This is a genomic window from Spiroplasma kunkelii CR2-3x (genome assembly GCF_001274875.1).
Lineage (GTDB): Bacteria > Bacillota_I > Bacilli_A > Mycoplasmatales > Mycoplasmataceae > Spiroplasma > Spiroplasma kunkelii.
Genome location: NZ_CP010899.1, coordinates 491,635 through 509,052, shown reverse-complemented (window position 1 = coordinate 509,052; position 17,418 = coordinate 491,635). Strand labels below are relative to the sequence as shown.

The window sequence follows — 17,418 nt, the reverse complement described above, 5'->3', positions numbered from 1 at the left end:
TCGTGTCATAGATGAGTTATTCATCTTTAAGCATCAAAATATTAAGTTTTAGTATTGCATTATTCATCAGATAGTACCTTTATTAAAAATGATATTATTAGCTGTTAAACCAAAAAAATATAATAAATCACAGAAAGGAAATTATAAAAATTAACTAATTAATGGAGAAAATAGGTTAATTTTTAATTTTAAAGATACTATCTGATGAATAATGCAATTAAAAAAAATCGCTCTAATAAGCGATTACTTTAATTTGTATTTAATTACTTTATTTATAATTTTTATAAAACCTAAGCTTTTTTCCGACTATCTAAAAAACTACCTGAATTTACAGAAGAACAATTAAATTTTATTCAAATTAGATTTAATAAATATCGTGATACACCTGAGCAACTTATTTATCGTTATTTTTTGAAATTTAATGTTAAATTTCCTGCTTGTGTTAAAACTTTTTATAAATGAGTTCGTTTGGGTGAGTTTGGATTAAAAAAAGAAAATTTACGATATAGGGGTAAAAAATATAAAACAAAAGGAAAAAAAGATAATCGTGGTCAATTAACTAATTTTAAATCAATTTGAAACATTGAAAATAAATTTTCTAATGTTGGATGATTTGAAATGGATACTGTTGTTGGAAAAAACCATCAATCTTCTCTTTTAGTTTTAGTAGAACAATCAAGTAAAAAATACTTTGCAATAAAATTAGAAAATAATACTGCTAATGAGGTTTTTGAAAAGTTTAAAGAATTAGTTAAAGTAAATAATTTAATTGGGAAAATTAAAGGCGTAATAACTGATAGAGGAAGAGAATTTTATAAATGAAGAGAATTAGAAATATTCGCTGAAACACAAGTATATTTTTGTGAAGCTGGTAAGCCACAGCAAAAACCTTTAATTGAATATATGAATAGTGAATTAAGACATTGATTTTATAAGGGAACTGATTTTAATAAAGTTAGTCAGAAAAAATTAAATTGATTAGTTAATGATGTAATTAATGAAAAAATACGGCCCTGTTTAAATTGAATAAGTGCAAAAGATATATTTTTACAGAATATTAAATAAATTTATTAAAATTACTTAATAAATCCTTTTTAGTGTGCTTAAATATGGTTAAATTAAGCTATATTTATAAAATATTTTATTTTTTTAAAAAAGAGTTGCATTTATTTTAAATGATGTTATCATCAAATTAACAAGAGACAAAATTTGCTGTTTGAATATACTTGATGCACATAATAAAAAAAACATATGCTGGATCTTGATATTTTGAACCAAGTTTAACATTATCTCAATCAATTATTTTTTTAATTTTTAAATCTTGTTCAAAAATAACATTAACGGGAATTAAATCGCCATGAACAATATATTTATTTTTATATTTTAATTTTTGTAAACTTTGTAGGACTGACAAAATACTTTTTAATTCTAACATCCCAGTATTTCCAATTTGAGTAAAAGTATATCCTGCAATTAAATCATATGAAATATAATCTGGAAAAATAGTTATATTAGGAATATAATTATTGTTACTTAATAATTAACTAATAATTGTTTTTGTTTTATTGCTTAATTTAATATATTTAAAAACTTTATTATAATTAATAATAATTTTTTGGTTAGGTAAACCATTATATTTAAAATTTGTTGATAAGTTTATCTCCTAAAAACTTACATTACAATGTTAATTATTACTAAAATAATATAAATATAACACTAAGATTTATTATTTAAATCAGTTTCTGTTACTACTGACAATACTGTTTTAATATGTTCAACTGGTTTAACTTTCGGTCATTCTTGAATAATCTTAAAATCATTATCCAACAAAAAAGTGCTTCGTTCAATGCCAAGATAAACATTATTAAAGATTTTCTTTTTTTTCAAGACACCAAACATTTCACATAATTTAGAATCAATATCACATAACATGGGGAAACTAACATTATTATCATTTTGAAACTTAGTTTGTTTTTTTAAATTATCACGACTAATACCAATAACATTATAACCAGCAGTTAAAAATTTTTGATAATAACGATTATAAGCAACTGTTTCTAAAGTACAGCCTGGTGTTGCTGCTTTCGGAAAAAAATAAAAAATATAGCCCTTTTCTTTTTGAAAATCAGTAATAAGATGTTCTTTTCCATCTGTAAACAAAAACTTTTCTTGTTTTAAATTCATTTTTAAATAACCTCCCCTAAAAATAATAATTAATTATTGTCTTTGAAAAAGTTGGATTAAATATTTTGTTACTTCTAATTTATTTTTTAAAATATTAAATGATAATTTTAAATCTAAAAAAATTAAATATAGTGAAAATTCAGTAATATCAAACTTATATTCTAAATCATTAATTTGCTTAGAAATATTGGCAATTTGCTCACCAATAGTATCATATTCATCAAGAACAGCATTCGTTTGTAAACTTGCTCGTTATTGTAATTCAGTAAGATCTAAATTAATTGTTTGAATTGTTGACATTAGTTCATTCAAAGTTTGTTTATTTTTTTCACGCAAAAAAATTTGTTCTACTTTATTTTTCATTTTTTTACTTTCACCTACTTATAGTTATAATATATCATAAAACTAAAAAAGATTAGTTTTAATAATTAATTACTAATCCTTTAAAACGTGTCACTGAATTAATTGTTTCACGAATCCCTTGAACTCCTTGTCCAGAATCGTGAATTCCTAAAAACGGGAATGAATCAGGTCCTCGTTGAGTACGACCATTAATATTAACAGTTCCTGTTTCTAATTCATTAGCAATATTAAATGCTGCATTAATATCTTTTGTAAAAATACATGCTTGCAATTTAAAATTTGATTTATTTGCTAAAGTAATCATTTCTTCAACATTCTTACAACGAATAATTGGTAAGACTGGACCAAATGGTTCTTCTCATGCTAATCGCATTTCTGAGGTAACATGGTCAATTAAAGTTGCACTAATTAAATTATCTTTTCGTTGATTACCAAGTATTAATGTTGCTTTTTTTACTAAAGCATCATCAATTAAGCCTTGTACAAAATCTGCAGCTTTTAAATCAATGACAGGAATAATATCTTTATTTTCTAATGGCGAACCTGTTTCTAACTTGCTAACTTCTATTTTTAATAATTTTACTAGTTCATCAGCAATTGTTTCATCTACTAATACTCGCTTAACAGCCGTACAACGTTGCCCAGAATATGCATAAGCACCAGCAACAATTTCTTTTACTGCTTTTGTTAAATCAGCATCTTTTAATACTAAAGCTGGATCTTTTCCTCCTAATTCTAATACTAAGTATTTTCCATGTCCTAATTTGCGAATATGATTGCCAACAGCAACTGACCCAGTAAATGAAATAACATCAATTTCAGGATTTAAAACTAATAAATCTCCAATATCACGTCCACGACCAGTTACAACATTAAAAACACCTTTCGGAAAACCAACTTCAAAAGCTAATTTTGCCATATATAACCCAGTTAAACTGCCATTTGTTGCCGGTTTAAAAACAACAGTATTACCAACAACTAAACTTGGTACAATTTTTGCAATACTTAAATTAACAGGATAATTAAATGGTGAAATTGTCAAAATAACACCTTTTGGAACACGAGAAAAAATCCCTAATTTATTTTTAATATTTAAACCATCCCCAGTTAATGTTTCTGGAAAAACTCGTTTTGCTTCTTCAATTGTGTAATCAATATATTCAATACTACGTTCTACTTCAACTTGACCATCTTTTAAACTTTTTCCAATTTCATGGGCCATAATTTTCGCAATCTCTGTCTTATGACTTTCTAATAATTTTGATCATTTTTGCAAATAACTAATTCGTTCAAATAAAGTTAAATTTGCTCATTCTTTTTGTGACTGTCGGGCCCACTTAAACGCTTCATTTATTTCTTTTTCTTTTAGAGCTGGAACACGACCATATGACTTATTATTAATTGGTGAAATTATTTCTAATCAATCCCCATTATTGATTAATTCACCATTAATTAATGCATTCAATTCCAAATTCATTTTTACCGCCTCGTTTCTTTCTACATTATTCTATTTATATTTTATGTTTTTTTAAAATTATTAAAAGATACTTTCCACATTTAAATTATTATTTATAATAAAATGTTTTAATGTTGTTAATGCACGTTCACTATATGCTAAATATTTTTCATTTTTACTTTTAAAATGTTGTTCAAGGAGAGGGATAATTCCAAAATTTGCTTTCATTGGCTGAAAATTAATTTTTGAAGCATTAATAATATAATTAACTAATGCGCTCATCATTGTTTCGGGTGGAAATGTTAACATTGGGTCGTTATTTAATAATCTTGCAATATTTAGGGCACTAATAATTCCTGTGGCTGCTGATTCAACATATCATTCAACGCCAATAATTTGACCAGCAAAAAATACATTCTGATGTTTTTTTACTTGTAAAAATTGATTTAATAAAATTGGAGAATTAATAAAATTATTCTTATGAATAACACCATATCGTACAATCTGAGCATTTGCTAAACCTGGAATCATGCTAATAAGGCGTTTCTGCTCTGAAAACTTCAAATTAGTTTGAAAACCAACTAAATTATATAATGTATAAATTGCATCATCTTGACGTAATTGTACAACAGCATATGGACGATTACCATTTGTGGTTTCTAAACCAACTGGTTTTAATGGTCCAAACAATAATGACTTAATCCCCCTTTTTGCCATTACCTCAATTGGCATACACCCTTCAAAATAAATTTCTTTTTCAAAATCATGTAAAACTACTGTTTCTGCTGTAATTAATGTTTGAACTCATAATTCAAATTCATCCTTGCTCATTGGACAATTAATATAATCTTTACTATTGCCTTGATCATAACGTGATTTATAATATACCTTAGTAAAATCAATACTTTCTTTTGTAATAATTGGTGCGGCTGCATCATAAAAGTAAAAATATTCTTGCCCCAATAATCCTTGAATGGTCGTTTGAAATTTTGATGTTGTTAATGGTCCAGAAGCAATCAATGTAATTGCTTTATCATCAATAGTTGTTGCCTCTTGGTCAATTAAAGTGACATTTGAATTATTTTTTAACCATGTTGTAATATATTCTGAAAACTGATTCCGATAAACAGCTAATGCTCCCCCAGCTGGAACACGGCTTGTATAAGCTGCTTTAATAATTAATGAATTAAATTCTAGCATTTCTTGTTTTAATAAACCAACACCATTCGTTAAACTTTCACTACGTAACGAATTTGAACAAACCAATTCTGCAAATGAATTTTGTTTTTGCACTGGATTTTTTATTAATAGTTTACTTTCATATAAATTAACCTTAAAATCTCGTCGTGCTAATTGATACGCTGCCTCGGTTCCTGCTAATCCAGCCCCAATAATGTTAATCGTTGTAATTGCCATTTGTTATTTTTCCTTTTAATTGTTGATATTGTTCTAAATATTGGGCATATTTTTCTTGTTCAAGTTTAATCTTTTCAGGATTTGCTTTTGCTAAAAAACTTTGATTATTTAAAATATTTTTGCTTCGTTCTAGTTCTTGTTCAAGGCGAGTTAATTCCCCATTGATTTTTTGTTGTTCTACTGTTTCATCAACAATATTATTCAACCCAACTTCTAAAATAATATTCGTTAATGGAATTGTGGCATATTTTTTGTTTGCATCTTTTTCTTGAAGTACACCCATCACTTTACTATTAACCATTTTTAAAATAAATTCATTAATTAATTCAATAAGATTTGTAGTAATATTATTTTTACTACTTATTTGATCAAATCAAATTTCAATAATATCTTCTTTTTTAATTTGATAATTATTTCGCAATTCACGAATTACAGCAACAATTTCCGTTACTAAATTCAAATAATCAACATTATAATTAAAATTAATTTTTGGGTAAACTTCTAACATAATTGACTCTTTTAAATTTAATTTTTGATAAATTTCTTCTGTTACAAATGGAATAAATGGATGTAACATAATTAAAATTTGTTTTAAAACATAAAACAATGTTTGAATTGTTATCTTCTTGATTATGGCATTATTACTTTGTAAATTAACTTTTGTTAATTCAATATATCATGAACAAAACTTATTTCATACAAAATCATACAAATCTTTGCCAACTAAAACAAATTCATATTTTTCCATATTCGTTTGTACTTTAGCAATTGTTTTTGTTAATTCAGTTAAAATTCATTGGTCAATAGCATTTTCTTGATGGTTTAATAATAAATTTTTAATTTCTGTTTCAAAATTAACCAATGGTTTAAAATCACTTGTTAAATTCAGTTCAACATAACGAGCAGCATTTCATAACTTATTAATAAAATTTCAAGCACTATTAACTTTTTCTAAAGAAAAACGTAAATCTTGTCCTGGTGCACTATTTGTAACTAAAAAATAGCGTAATGTATCTGCACCATATTCTTTGATAACATCCATCGGATCAATTCCATTTCCTAATGACTTACTCATTTTTCGGCCTTCTTCATCACGAATTAAACCATGAATTAAAACATCATTAAATGGTTTTTTCTTTGTAAACTCTAATGAGTCAAACATCATTCTTGAAACTCAAAAGAAAATAATATCATAACCAGTCACCAAAACATTAGTTGGAAAATAGCGATGAAATAATGTTTTATCTCAATTTCACCCTAAAGTTGTCATTGGTCATAATGCTGATGAAAATCAAGTATCTAAAACATCTCCATCTTGAATTCAATTTTTACTATTATCTGGTGGAGTTAAGCCAACATGAATTTTTGTTGAATCATCTTTATGATATCATGCTGGAATTTGATGTCCTCATCATAGTTGCCGTGAAATACATCAATCTTGAACATTTTTCATTCAATTAATTAATGTTGTATTAAATCGAGAAGGATAAAATTGAATTTTATTTGGTGATGATTGAAATTTAATAATTTTTTCAGGAAAATATTCCATTTTAACAAATCATTGGTCTGATAAATATGGCTCAACAATAGCACCACTTCGTTCTGAAAAACCAACTTGATGAGAATGATCTTTAATTTCAACAATTAACTTTTGGTGATCTAAATCATGAACTAAATTTTGACGGGCAGTAAAACGATCTTGGTGATGATATTTTCCAGCCAATTCGTTCATTGTTCCATCTAAATTCATACAAATTGGCATTGCTAAATGATTACGCAAAGCAATTTCAAAATCATTAGCATCATGTGCTGGCGTACATTTCATTGCTCCCGTTCCAAAATCTTGGTCAACATAATTATCACAAATAATAGGAAGCAATTCACCATTTGCTGGATTTATCACTTTTTTATTTCAATATTTGCGATAACGATTATCATTTGGGTTAACAACAACACATTGATCAGCAAACATTGTTTCTGGGCGTGTTGTTGCAATTGTCAAAAACTCACTTGTACTATTTTCTAAAAAATATTTAAAATAATACATTTTGCCTTGTTGTTCTTGATAAATAACTTCAATATTTGATAAAGCGGTTTTTTGTACAGGGTCTCAAGAAATAATCCGTTTACCACGATAAATTAATCCTTTTTGGTATAAATCAATAAAAACTTTTTGTACTGCTGATGTTAAATTATTATTTAATGTAAATTGTTCACGTGAATAATCTAATGCTAATCCTAATTTAGCTCATTGCTCACGAATAATTTCAGCATATTCTTCCTTTCATGCTCAAACTTGTTCAATAAACTTTTCTCGTCCTAAATCATGTCGTAAAATATTTTTTGTTATACGTAAACGTTCTTCTACTTTTGCCTGTGTAGCAATTCCCGCATGGTCCATTCCTGGTAAATATAAAGTATCAAATCCTAGTAATTTTTTATAGCGAATAATCAAGTCTTGCAATGTTGTATCTCAGGCATGACCTAAATGTAATTTCCCAGTCACATTTGGGGGTGGAATAACAATACTAAACTTTGGCTGTTTACTTGTAACATCTGCAGTAAAATAACCTTTTTTCTTTCAAAATTGATATTTTTCTGTTTCGACCAAGGCATGGTCATATTTCTTTTTTAATTCTTTTTCCATTTTTGTTTCCTTTCTAAATAAAAACTCCTATTATTTAAATAAAATAATAGGAGAAATTATTTTCTAAATAATTCAGGTACCATTCTTTTTTTAAAAAGTATCACTTATTACCTTAATTAAAATATCAAGTTAAAATATTTAGCAACCTTCATTAAAATAATAGATTAATTTTACACCATCAATTAACTCTCTGAACTTTTTTTAATTACTTCTCTAATATTTATGTTTTTATTATAATTCTTTTTCAATTAATTGCAACCTTTTTTGTTCCTCCAATAATATTATTCTAAAATAAAAATAAAAGTTAATTATAACTTTTATTTTTATTTTTTTCTAATTTTGTGTCTTCTGCCCTTTTAATATTATTGTTTCAATCTTTATACATAAAAAAGACAAATTCACCAAATAAAACAAGAAACAACACAATAATAATCGTCAATATAATAATTAATCAAGTTGCAATCATTTTTTAGTTCTCCAATCCTTCTTTTCACATTTCAACTGGTACTAGTTTAATTTGATATTTTCTTAACACAGTAACCGATAAAATACTACATATTAACTACATAATAATTACTAATAATACTGATAATCATCAAGGTTTTGATAACACTGAACTAATAAAGACATAAAACATAAAAACACTATTAACTGCTAACAACAATGGTGTTAAATACAAAATCGCAAATTTATATGTTTTACCAATTTTAATTCACAAATGTGCATATTGGTTTAGTCTTAATGTTTAAAGATACTAACCAATTACTTTATTCGTTCCAATCTTTAGCTGGTAGTGTTAATATGTTAGTAATGGCTTTAGTTGAAATTATTTTATTTATTCATATTTACAAAAAATTACCAATAATGATTGCCTACCAATGGCAGCCATTAAAATCATTAATAAAATAATAACTTGTTTTTTTCCTTTACCTTGTAATTTGAAAAAATTATATTTATGACAACTTCAATCATTGCAATAATCATTGCAATAATACTACTTAATCCAGCAAATAATAATGCTGTAAAAAATAAAATGCCTAGAAAGTTTCCAAAACCAACAAAGATTTGTTTATTAATAACATTAAAAGTTTGTTGAAAAACATTAAAGATAAAACTAGCACCATCATTCTTTGTAAACGCTTCATCAATTGCTTTGGTATAATCATCAATCGTAATTAATACAGGATTTTGTTCATGAACTAAAATGCCTGCTAAATCAAAAACCATAATTAATGTTAAAAGTGAAATTGATAAAACACCAAATGATAAAATATATGCTTTATTTGTATTATCCTGTGTTTTTGGTGCTGCACCAGCAAATAACATCATAAATCCTGAACCAACACAAACCCGTAAACACACCTAATCCAAAGGCATCACTTCATACTTACAAGTTACCAAAGGAACTTAAGGTTCTTTGCGTTGGCATTAAAACTGTTCCTAGTCCTTCTAATGCTTCTGGAATTGTTAAAACGTAAATTGCTAAAACTAATAAAATAACAAATAAAACTGGAATAAAAATAACATTTGATTTTTCAATTCCTTTTGCTTGAAACATCACAATTGTCCCAGAAATAATAACAATTGCAATAAAGGAAAATACTCCTGCAAATACTTGATGCACATTTAATAAAAATATTGATAAGAGGATGCCTTCCCTGTTTGGTAACAACACTTCCCATGTACTATATTAATAATTTTTCCAATAATTGGATAAAAATAAAATTTTCAAATATTTTGTTCTTGATAAATATTTGTTCATGTTATCTCACTTTGATATTTTATAAAATATAAGAAATAAATAATCATCACAATTGAGCCTATGAAATAAATATATTGAATTGATAAAACAAAACTAAAAAAATAAAGCCGATTAAAATTGCAAACAATAATTGATATAAAATTGTCAATTTTTTCAAGTTTTTTTATTGCAAATCATTCTAATTCTCCCTTTAATAGATATATTATATAACCATAAAAAAAAATACTAATTCTACTTTTTTCAATAAATTAGTATTTTTTTATTTATTTAACTTGTTTTTGATAAACTGATGCTTTTGTTTTATTTCGTCCAAATTTTTCAAACTTAACAATCCCATCAATTAAGGCAAATAAGGTATCATCAGCACCACGCCCAACATTTACTCCTGGGTGAACTTTTGTTCCACGTTGACGATAAATGATTGATCCTGCTCTAATTGTTTGGCCATCAGCTCTTTTTGTACCCAATCGTTTTGAATGTGAATCACGACCATTTTTAGTCGATCCTACTCCTTTTTTTGAAGCAAATAACTGTAAGCCTAATGCGAACTTCATCATTATTCTTCAACCTCCTTTACACTAATAAACTTTTGATATTGCTGATAAATTGTTAAAAATTGATAATAAATTGTTTGTAACATAACTTGTAAGTCAGCACTATTATTTTTTACTGTAATAATAATTAGTCCTTCCTTAACAATGAATTGACAACTATTTGGTTTAATTTGATCAATTGCATTTAAACTACCAATTACAATTCCTGTTATTGCGGCACAAACAAGATCTTTACCATATTCAGCTGCTTTAGCATGACCAGTAATTTCAATTTTTTTAATTTTTTTCTCAGTTTTCGTAATTATAATCTTAATCATAATATTTTACTTGTCACTTTGTTTTGTTTTTTATGCTGGTTTTTTTGCTGATGTTGTTGATGAACTTTTAGTTGCTGGCTTTGCCGCTACTGGTTTTTTATAACCTGAATAAACTGCTTTTGTTATTGCTGTTTTTTCTGTTGTTACTGGTTTTTTATCAGTAACAGGTTTTACAGTTGACTTTGTAGCAGTTGTTGAATTTGTTACCGTAGGTTTAGCTTTGGCATCCGTTGTTGTTCCTTTAGCAGAACCTGATAACAAAATTTGATCAATTTTAACTTTTGTATATGGCTGACGATGCCCATATTTTTTATGTTGTGTTTTCTTTGGTTTATAATGGAAAACAACAATTTTCTTTTGCTTTCCTTGTTTTAAAATTGTTCCTGTTACTGATGCCCCTTTAATAAAAGGAATTCCTACTTCTCCATCAATCATTAAAACTTCAGTGAAATTAACTTTTTCACCTTCATTACCATTTAACATTTCAACAAATATTTCATCACCTTTAGAAACACGAAGTTGTTTCCCTCCAGTTTTAATTATTGCAAACATTTTTACACCTCCAGTTTAGACTCGCCTTGTAAGTAGATAAGTATTGCATATCCTTTAGGTACTTAAAAGTCAAAGAGCGGTTGAAACTGAAACAACCATAATTAATTGTATAGTTATATTAAAAAAAATCAATAAATTTTATGTTTTTCTTAAAAATAAATTATTCTTCAGATTGTAAGACAAGTTCTTCTTTTTTATTACAATTACAACATTCTTCGCAACTATCACATACTTTACAATCTGGATCTAAATCATTAATTTTGTTGCATTTTTTTCCACAATCACAAGTAATTTCACGATATGTCCCCATAATGTTTATATACGTTCCCATTTATTTGCACTCCAATCTTTTTGTTAATTTTATCCCTATATTATTATTATTATTATTATTATATATCTTATTATTTCTTATTATAGACTATATGTTTCATCTTCCTCAACTTGTTCAACAGTAAATCTCCAATTCGTTTTGTTTAATTCTTTTCTATTTTTTGGAAAAAAGTTATTAGCCTCATTAAATATTTTTTATATTCATTAGCATAATCTTGATTATATCCTTTATTTTTTTCAATATTTTTATTTTTTACATTAAATATTGGTTCTAATGATTTGGAATTAATTTCAGCATTAATTCCACTATTTACATATGTTTCTAAAATTTTAGTTGATATTTTAATAGTTTCATCTTTATTAAAACCAAGTTTTTTTAAAAATATATTAAACTATTTTTAAACTGATTTATAACTTCTTTTAAAGGTAGAATTTATTTCTGAAATAAATTTTATATTAAATTTCCTTTTTTATATAAGCAAAGTAATTTATTTTAAAAATATTATTTTTATTTTTAAAATCATCTACATCGTGGTTGATTTTACAATTTTTATTGTAAAGTGTCAATAAGATATAATAAAGAAAATTATAATAATCTTTTATTAAATTTATTTTTAAAATCAACATATTTTAATATTAGTTTCTTTAAAAACACGATATAATATATATAATTTAAGGTAAATGAAAAAAATGAAACAAAAAAAGTATCGACAGAATCCTAAAATTAAGCGAATGTTTTTAACTAAAGGTGAATATGAGGCAACAAAATTAGCACAAAATTTTTGTCCGTTATATGACTAATGCCTTTCAAGATAAACGCATTCGAAATGAATTAATTGATACTAAAAATGAAATTTATATGACCGATATTAGTAATGATGATATTCAAACATATACCATTGCAATTAGTACACAATTAGATTACCATGAAGATGCTACACATGTTAGAGGGTTAGTAAAAGACTATGTTGATAATGACTTAGACTTTTTATGATATACCATTAGTGAACAAATTGATGAAAAAGAACAAGCTTTTTTTGAATAATTAGGATTTATTAAAAATTAAATTTTAGTTGGAAATGTACTTGATTTAACAAAATGAAAAAAAAGTAAAATTAAAAGTTGATAAAAACCTTAAATTTCAACGTGTTAATGATAATAAACGATTAAATGATTTTAGTAAAATTCTTGAAAGTGCAATGGGACCAAAAAATTGAGATTATGCATTTTATAAAACTTTATTAAAATTAAATAAAAATAAAGATACCGCTGAAATTGATTTATTATATAAAAATGATCTTCCTGTAGCAACTGGAAATATTTAATTTGAAAAAGATATTGCAATTATTGATTATATTTCAACTCATCAAAATTTTCGCCAACAAGGATTAGCAAAACTAATGATGAATCATTTAATTAATCGTGTTTATAATCAAGGTTACGATTTTTGGTTGGGTTGATTGCAACATCACAAGGATATAATGTTTATCACAAATTAGGATTTCGTCCAATTAACTTATATTTAAGTGAATACATTACAAAAACAAAAAGCACTAATTTAAGTCAAATTGCAACCAAAATTAGTCGTGGTAAGATTAAACATCTTCAAACAATGAAACAAACAGCAATTAATAATATGATAAATAATTTTAGTTGTAAGAAATGTAATAAAGAAATTACTGATAATAAATTTTAATGGCTTTTAAAAGATTAAATGATTTTGCTATTAAAAATTATCAGCAAAACTGTTATAGTTTTTCAATAAAAGATAAATGAGTAATTTTAGTTAAAAGAGATGATAATAATTAATTTATCTTATAAATTTATCTTATAATTAATAACAAATAATCTTCAATAAAATAGACACATAAAATTAATTTTATGTGTCTATTTTAGATATTCAAACCTTGTTATTTTTTTTGTTTATGTTTCACTTTTAAAACTTTTTTAGTTCGTAAATCTTCTTGATATTCATTAAAATATGGATCAGGCTCATCAACTAATTTGTTACGATATTTTCTTCAGTAGTAAACTAAAATTGGAATAATAATTGCTGCTGAAATTAAATCATTTAAACCAATAAAGAAATAATAGAAAATTGGATTTCCAGTTGCTTGACTAATGCTAAAACCAATTCCAATTAATTGTAAAATTACAATAATTGAACGTAAACTACTTGTAAATGTTGCTAAAAAGGAACGATTAATTCCTTGGAACAACGTTAAAGCAATATAAGTTAATGAACAAAATGGATAAGTCATAAAGTTTAAAACAATTCATCAACGATATTTCGTTGCATATTTTTCAGGAAAAGCAAATAACATCATCATATATTTTCCAAAAATAATAAAGACAATTAACATTAAACAAAATCAAATAATAATTAATAAACTAACCCGTTTTAAAACTTCTCAAATTCGAGCATTCTTTTTTGCCCCATAATTATAAGCAATAATACTACGAGCCCCTTGTGTAACACCAACCCCTGCTGATAATACTAATGTCATTCATGGCACAATTGAAGAATAAAGTTCCTGAAAAACAGCAACCCCGTTATGATATTCTTGGTTTGGTAACTGAACAACAAGGGATATTGCAACATAAGATGTAACGACTAAAGCAGCATTATTAATAAAATTTGGTAATCCTGCTTTAGTAAAATTAGCAATATTTTTTCCTTCAATTTGGAATAAGTCATTTCAGTAAAATTTTGAATAACTATTTTTTGTTTTAAAAACAATAATAAATCCTCAAATTACTTGTACTGTTCAAGAAAAAACTGTTCCCAACATTGCTCCTGACATTCCAAGATGACAAACTCTCATAAAGAAAATGGCAGCTGCGGCATTAATTAATAATGAACTTAAAATCATAATTATTACTCATTTCATTCGTCCTTCACTACGAATTAAGGACATAAAATAATAACTTAAAAACATCATTGGTGCTGCTGCTAACATTGGAAATGAATATTCTCAACATAAACTTTCTGTAATTGGATTATAATGTTTTACCATTTGAGAAGTAATAAATATAGCGTTTCATCCCGGAAATACAATACAAAAAATTGCAAATGCGACAATGATTGAAAAAAGAACTGTTAATGAAAAACCATTTCCTGCAATTCGACGCATACTTGGAATATCACGTTGCCCATAAGCAATTGAAAAATTCATTGCACAACCCATTCCAATCATAATACTAAACGACCATTGTAAGTTATATGTTTGTGAAGCATATTGAGTTGCAACATTAATAAATGACCGCATATCAGCTAAAGGAATTTCTGTAACACTAATATTTTTTAACCAATTATATGCATCAATATAAAATTGGTCATGAATTAAATCGGGTGCGGCAAATGATAATGCTAAACTTTTATCAACAATATTGTATAACCCTTGAACAATCATTAAGAAAACAGTTGGAACACAAAAGTATGCTATTGTTTTTCAAGGTTTTTCAAACCGTATTTTTTTTTCACGATCTGTTAAAACTTCTGACAAATTAATTTCCTCCCACCTAATAAAAAAATAAAAAAACCTTACTATGTAAAGTAATTTTAAAACTACATTAATAATCTTCGTTATAATTATAGCTCAAAAAAATTATTTTACTAAGGTTTTTTAACATTAATTACTTAATGCACTTGCTTTACCAAAATTTTTATTAACTGAAAAAACAACACGATCATAAATTTTGGTAATATTTGTTACAAATGATTTAATAGTAATTAAAATTACTTTTTCTTCAAAAGCACGATAAGCAATTTCTTTAATTTGTTCATTGCCATTTTATAAATGTAAAATTAAACCATCTTCTAATTTTTTGTAGAAACCACACACATTTTGTATTTTTGGTTTTTACAGTTTTGGAAAGTAAATTTTTTTTAATATTTTTAATTAAGGAGTTGAAATTATGCAAACAAAGCAATATTTTATTTTGCGGTCGCTAGTTAAAAAGTATGGTAAAGATAATGTTATTAATACTGTTAATAAGATTGCAAAAGATATTGAAATTAAAAAGTAAAAGAATAAATTATTCCGCGTAATTTATTAGCGGATAATTTATTCAATAATGTTTTTTAATGGAGCGAAGCGACAACGAGCGGAGCGAATTTGCAAATTTCAATTTTTTAATTTTTTAGAAGGGAGTTATATTATGCCAATTTGATTAACGACCAATATTTAGTGTTCTTATTGTATTGGGGATTTTTCTTTATATTGGTTTAGGAATTTATCAAAAAATTCGTCAAATTAAACGAAATAAAAAAGATAAAAAAGAAATTGAAAGAAAGGAGGATAAAAAATAATGTTAGGTATGTATTTAACAACGGCGGTTAATTTTTTAACAACAACAGCACCTACACCTAAAACTATGACTGAGGGTATGACTGGTATTTGAACTGGATTAACTAGTGCATTATGAAAAGTTAAGGATGGTGTAACAAATATTTTACCTGAGATAATGGTTTTCTTAGGCGATGCGTGAATTATTTTAATTCCGTTTGCTATATTTTGTATTATAAAAATATTAAATTTTTTCCGTATTATGGTTAAAGGAGTTTAGTATTTATTATTTATCATATATTTTAGTTGTGGCACACTAACTATTTATATGATTTGATTGAATAATTTTATATTTTAATAACTATTGTTAAAAATTAAATAGTATTTTTAAGTGTGCCAATTTTTATTATTTTATATATTTAACATTGTTAATAACATTGTTTATTAAAAAAACAGTACATTAACATTCTCATCTATAACATTGTTAATAAATATTGTTTATTACAATATATAAACATTATATTAACATTTTTTATAACATTGTTAATAATCAGTGTTTATTACAATAAATAAACATTATATAAACATTATTTATAACATTGTTTATTAAACAAATATTTAGTTAGGAGATTATATTATGGATATGAAATTTAAAACAACTAAGGAATATAAAAAAATAAAGAGAGATTTTATTAAAGATATTTTTTGATTAAATTTGATTTGTTTTTTTGGACATATTATTAATTTATTTATTTTAAGTTTATTTATTTATCTTTCAATATTAAGTTATGGTAAAGATTTTCCATTCTTTGAAATTATTATGTCTGTATTTGCTTTTATATCATTTATTTTTATGATTATTATGCATATAAAATATATTTTTGAAATTAAGGTGGATTTTGATGTTGAAAAAGAAAAATTAATTCAATATTGACAAATTGAAGGAGTTGATAAAATTGAGTAATTATATTAAGAAAAATCAGAATATAGAAAATTATTTTATTAGTAAGGAATTTATCCCTTTTACAACAGATAAAGCAAGTTTTATTAATTTACCCAATCATAATCGCCATATTGGTTTTTGGTTGAGTAATAAGTTTATTTATCCGAGTGAAAAACATTCAGAGCAAGTAGCAATCGGTTTGATTTATGATAATTCTTATCCTATTATAAAGTATGATGAAAATTTAAAGCGAAATATTTGAAAATATTTAACTGGAACAGAATTAATCAATTTATATAATCAATATAAACAAAATTATTTTACTAAAATGAAAGAAGCGTTATTTTCAAGTGAACCTAAAAAAGTAAAAGCAAATAATAACAATAATAATTTAATAAATTGAACTGTTGAAAAAGAGCAACAATTAATTAAAGATTTGGAAGATTTAAATTAAATGAGTTTATATGATTATTGAGTTCAATTTGTTAGTTATATTATTGGTGCAAATGCCCCTGAGTTTTTATATGTTATATCGTTTGTGTTATTTATTGTTTTGTTTTTTGGAATTTTTTTTAAACTTATTCAAAAAATGTGGAGTTTTTAAA

23 protein-coding genes and 2 pseudogenes are annotated in these 17,418 nt (G+C 25.3%); 11 read left to right on the top strand and 14 right to left on the bottom strand.

All coding sequences use genetic code 4. The features are described 5' to 3' along the window. Positions 1 to 324 precede the first annotated feature (324 nt). Positions 325 to 1,065, top strand: a pseudogene (locus SKUN_RS02770) (IS30 family transposase); the annotation flags it as partial. Between the two features lie 127 nt (positions 1,066 to 1,192). On the opposite strand, the gene SKUN_RS10460 reads toward SKUN_RS02770, so the two are convergent. The 7 genes from SKUN_RS10460 to SKUN_RS10455 all read right to left on the bottom strand — a co-directional run bounded on the left by SKUN_RS10460 (position 1,193) and on the right by SKUN_RS10455 (position 8,784). Then, entirely contained in the window at positions 1,193 to 1,435 is a 243-nt protein-coding gene (locus tag SKUN_RS10460; protein ID WP_235511325.1) for a phosphotransferase, read from the bottom strand. A 281-nt stretch (positions 1,436 to 1,716) separates the two neighbouring features. Next, complete coding sequence (locus SKUN_RS02760) at positions 1,717 to 2,184, bottom strand: peroxiredoxin (protein ID WP_053390751.1); 468 nt, start codon at positions 2,182 to 2,184, stop codon at positions 1,717 to 1,719. Positions 2,185 to 2,605: 421 nt separating this feature from the next. Further along, positions 2,606 to 4,024, bottom strand: coding sequence for an NADP-dependent glyceraldehyde-3-phosphate dehydrogenase (locus SKUN_RS02750; protein WP_053390750.1), 1,419 nt, complete (start codon positions 4,022 to 4,024; stop codon positions 2,606 to 2,608). A gap of 60 nt (positions 4,025 to 4,084) precedes the next feature. Beyond that, complete coding sequence (gene trmFO, locus SKUN_RS02745; protein ID WP_053390749.1) at positions 4,085 to 5,419, bottom strand: methylenetetrahydrofolate--tRNA-(uracil(54)-C(5))-methyltransferase (FADH(2)-oxidizing) TrmFO; 1,335 nt, start codon at positions 5,417 to 5,419, stop codon at positions 4,085 to 4,087. Continuing rightward, on the bottom strand, positions 5,400 to 8,066 hold the full coding sequence (locus tag SKUN_RS02740) for a valine--tRNA ligase (RefSeq protein WP_053390748.1): 2,667 nt from the start codon (positions 8,064 to 8,066) through the stop codon (positions 5,400 to 5,402). The genes trmFO and SKUN_RS02740 overlap by 20 nt, the downstream gene beginning before the upstream one ends. A 304-nt stretch (positions 8,067 to 8,370) precedes the next feature. Next, on the bottom strand, positions 8,371 to 8,532 hold the full coding sequence (locus SKUN_RS09125; RefSeq protein WP_158500744.1) for a hypothetical protein: 162 nt from the start codon (positions 8,530 to 8,532) through the stop codon (positions 8,371 to 8,373). A gap of 96 nt (positions 8,533 to 8,628) precedes the next feature. Further along, entirely contained in the window at positions 8,629 to 8,784 is a 156-nt protein-coding gene (locus SKUN_RS10455; protein ID WP_235511324.1) for a hypothetical protein, read from the bottom strand. Between the two features lie 23 nt (positions 8,785 to 8,807). Between SKUN_RS10455 and SKUN_RS09655 the strand changes: the two genes are divergently transcribed. Next, positions 8,808 to 8,975, top strand: a complete 168-nt coding sequence (locus SKUN_RS09655) for a hypothetical protein (RefSeq protein ID WP_162489920.1) — start codon at positions 8,808 to 8,810, stop codon at positions 8,973 to 8,975. On the opposite strand, the gene SKUN_RS10450 is transcribed toward SKUN_RS09655, so the two are convergent. From SKUN_RS10450 to SKUN_RS09780, 6 genes and pseudogenes are all read right to left on the bottom strand, one after another. Next, complete coding sequence (locus SKUN_RS10450) at positions 8,964 to 9,428, bottom strand: SLC5/6 family protein (RefSeq protein WP_235511323.1); 465 nt, start codon at positions 9,426 to 9,428, stop codon at positions 8,964 to 8,966. The two genes, SKUN_RS09655 and SKUN_RS10450, sit on opposite strands and share 12 nt — an antisense overlap. Positions 9,429 to 9,453: 25 nt before the next feature. Continuing rightward, positions 9,454 to 9,690: a hypothetical protein gene (locus tag SKUN_RS10445; protein ID WP_235511322.1), complete on the bottom strand. Its 237-nt coding sequence runs from the start codon at positions 9,688 to 9,690 to the stop codon at positions 9,454 to 9,456. A gap of 401 nt (positions 9,691 to 10,091) precedes the next feature. Further along, the gene (rpmA, locus tag SKUN_RS02730) at positions 10,092 to 10,382 is read right to left on the bottom strand and encodes a 50S ribosomal protein L27 (protein ID WP_053391571.1); all 291 of its coding nucleotides are present in this window, start codon (positions 10,380 to 10,382) and stop codon (positions 10,092 to 10,094) included. Positions 10,383 to 10,384: 2 nt separating this feature from the next. Further along, positions 10,385 to 10,699 (bottom strand): ribosomal-processing cysteine protease Prp, encoded by a 315-nt coding sequence (locus SKUN_RS02725; protein ID WP_053390747.1) that lies wholly within the window; start codon positions 10,697 to 10,699, stop codon positions 10,385 to 10,387. A 261-nt stretch (positions 10,700 to 10,960) separates the two neighbouring features. After that, positions 10,961 to 11,251 (bottom strand): annotated as a pseudogene (gene rplU, locus SKUN_RS10440) (50S ribosomal protein L21); the annotation flags it as partial. 160 nt (positions 11,252 to 11,411) lie between these two features. Next, the gene (locus SKUN_RS09780; protein ID WP_186823454.1) at positions 11,412 to 11,582 is read right to left on the bottom strand and encodes a hypothetical protein; all 171 of its coding nucleotides are present in this window, start codon (positions 11,580 to 11,582) and stop codon (positions 11,412 to 11,414) included. A 792-nt stretch (positions 11,583 to 12,374) separates the two neighbouring features. Between SKUN_RS09780 and SKUN_RS10435 the strand changes: the two genes are divergently transcribed. The 4 genes from SKUN_RS10435 to SKUN_RS10425 all read left to right on the top strand — a co-directional run bounded on the left by SKUN_RS10435 (position 12,375) and on the right by SKUN_RS10425 (position 13,277). Next, the gene (locus SKUN_RS10435; protein WP_235511320.1) at positions 12,375 to 12,626 is read left to right on the top strand and encodes a hypothetical protein; all 252 of its coding nucleotides are present in this window, start codon (positions 12,375 to 12,377) and stop codon (positions 12,624 to 12,626) included. A gap of 154 nt (positions 12,627 to 12,780) precedes the next feature. Then, a complete protein-coding gene (locus SKUN_RS11235) occupies positions 12,781 to 12,906 on the top strand; it encodes a hypothetical protein (RefSeq protein WP_268794865.1) in 126 nt (41 codons plus the stop codon). A 12-nt stretch (positions 12,907 to 12,918) separates the two neighbouring features. After that, positions 12,919 to 13,080, top strand: coding sequence for a GNAT family N-acetyltransferase (locus tag SKUN_RS10430; protein ID WP_327196284.1), 162 nt, complete (start codon positions 12,919 to 12,921; stop codon positions 13,078 to 13,080). Beyond that, on the top strand, positions 13,029 to 13,277 hold the full coding sequence (locus SKUN_RS10425) for a hypothetical protein (RefSeq protein ID WP_235511319.1): 249 nt from the start codon (positions 13,029 to 13,031) through the stop codon (positions 13,275 to 13,277). Before SKUN_RS10430 ends, SKUN_RS10425 begins: the two co-directional genes overlap by 52 nt. Positions 13,278 to 13,491: 214 nt before the next feature. On the opposite strand, the gene SKUN_RS02710 is transcribed toward SKUN_RS10425, so the two are convergent. Next, positions 13,492 to 15,087 carry an MATE family efflux transporter gene (locus SKUN_RS02710; protein ID WP_053390745.1) on the bottom strand — a complete coding sequence of 532 codons (1,596 nt, stop codon included), beginning with the start codon at positions 15,085 to 15,087 and terminating at the stop codon, positions 13,492 to 13,494. Positions 15,088 to 15,785: 698 nt separating this feature from the next. Here SKUN_RS02710 and SKUN_RS08270 point away from each other — a divergent pair. From SKUN_RS08270 to SKUN_RS09120, 5 genes are all read left to right on the top strand, one after another. Further along, entirely contained in the window at positions 15,786 to 15,893 is a 108-nt protein-coding gene (locus tag SKUN_RS08270; protein WP_235511318.1) for a hypothetical protein, read from the top strand. Beyond that, complete coding sequence (locus SKUN_RS02705) at positions 15,893 to 16,150, top strand: hypothetical protein (RefSeq protein WP_053390744.1); 258 nt, start codon at positions 15,893 to 15,895, stop codon at positions 16,148 to 16,150. Before SKUN_RS08270 ends, SKUN_RS02705 begins: the two co-directional genes overlap by 1 nt. Positions 16,151 to 16,507: 357 nt before the next feature. Then, the gene (locus SKUN_RS02700) at positions 16,508 to 16,834 is read left to right on the top strand and encodes a hypothetical protein (protein WP_053390685.1); all 327 of its coding nucleotides are present in this window, start codon (positions 16,508 to 16,510) and stop codon (positions 16,832 to 16,834) included. After that, a complete protein-coding gene (locus SKUN_RS02695) occupies positions 16,827 to 17,267 on the top strand; it encodes a DUF3627 domain-containing protein (RefSeq protein WP_083436093.1) in 441 nt (146 codons plus the stop codon). The genes SKUN_RS02700 and SKUN_RS02695 overlap by 8 nt, the downstream gene beginning before the upstream one ends. Further along, a complete protein-coding gene (locus tag SKUN_RS09120; protein WP_015988090.1) occupies positions 17,268 to 17,417 on the top strand; it encodes a hypothetical protein in 150 nt (49 codons plus the stop codon). Position 17,418 lies beyond the last annotated feature (1 nt).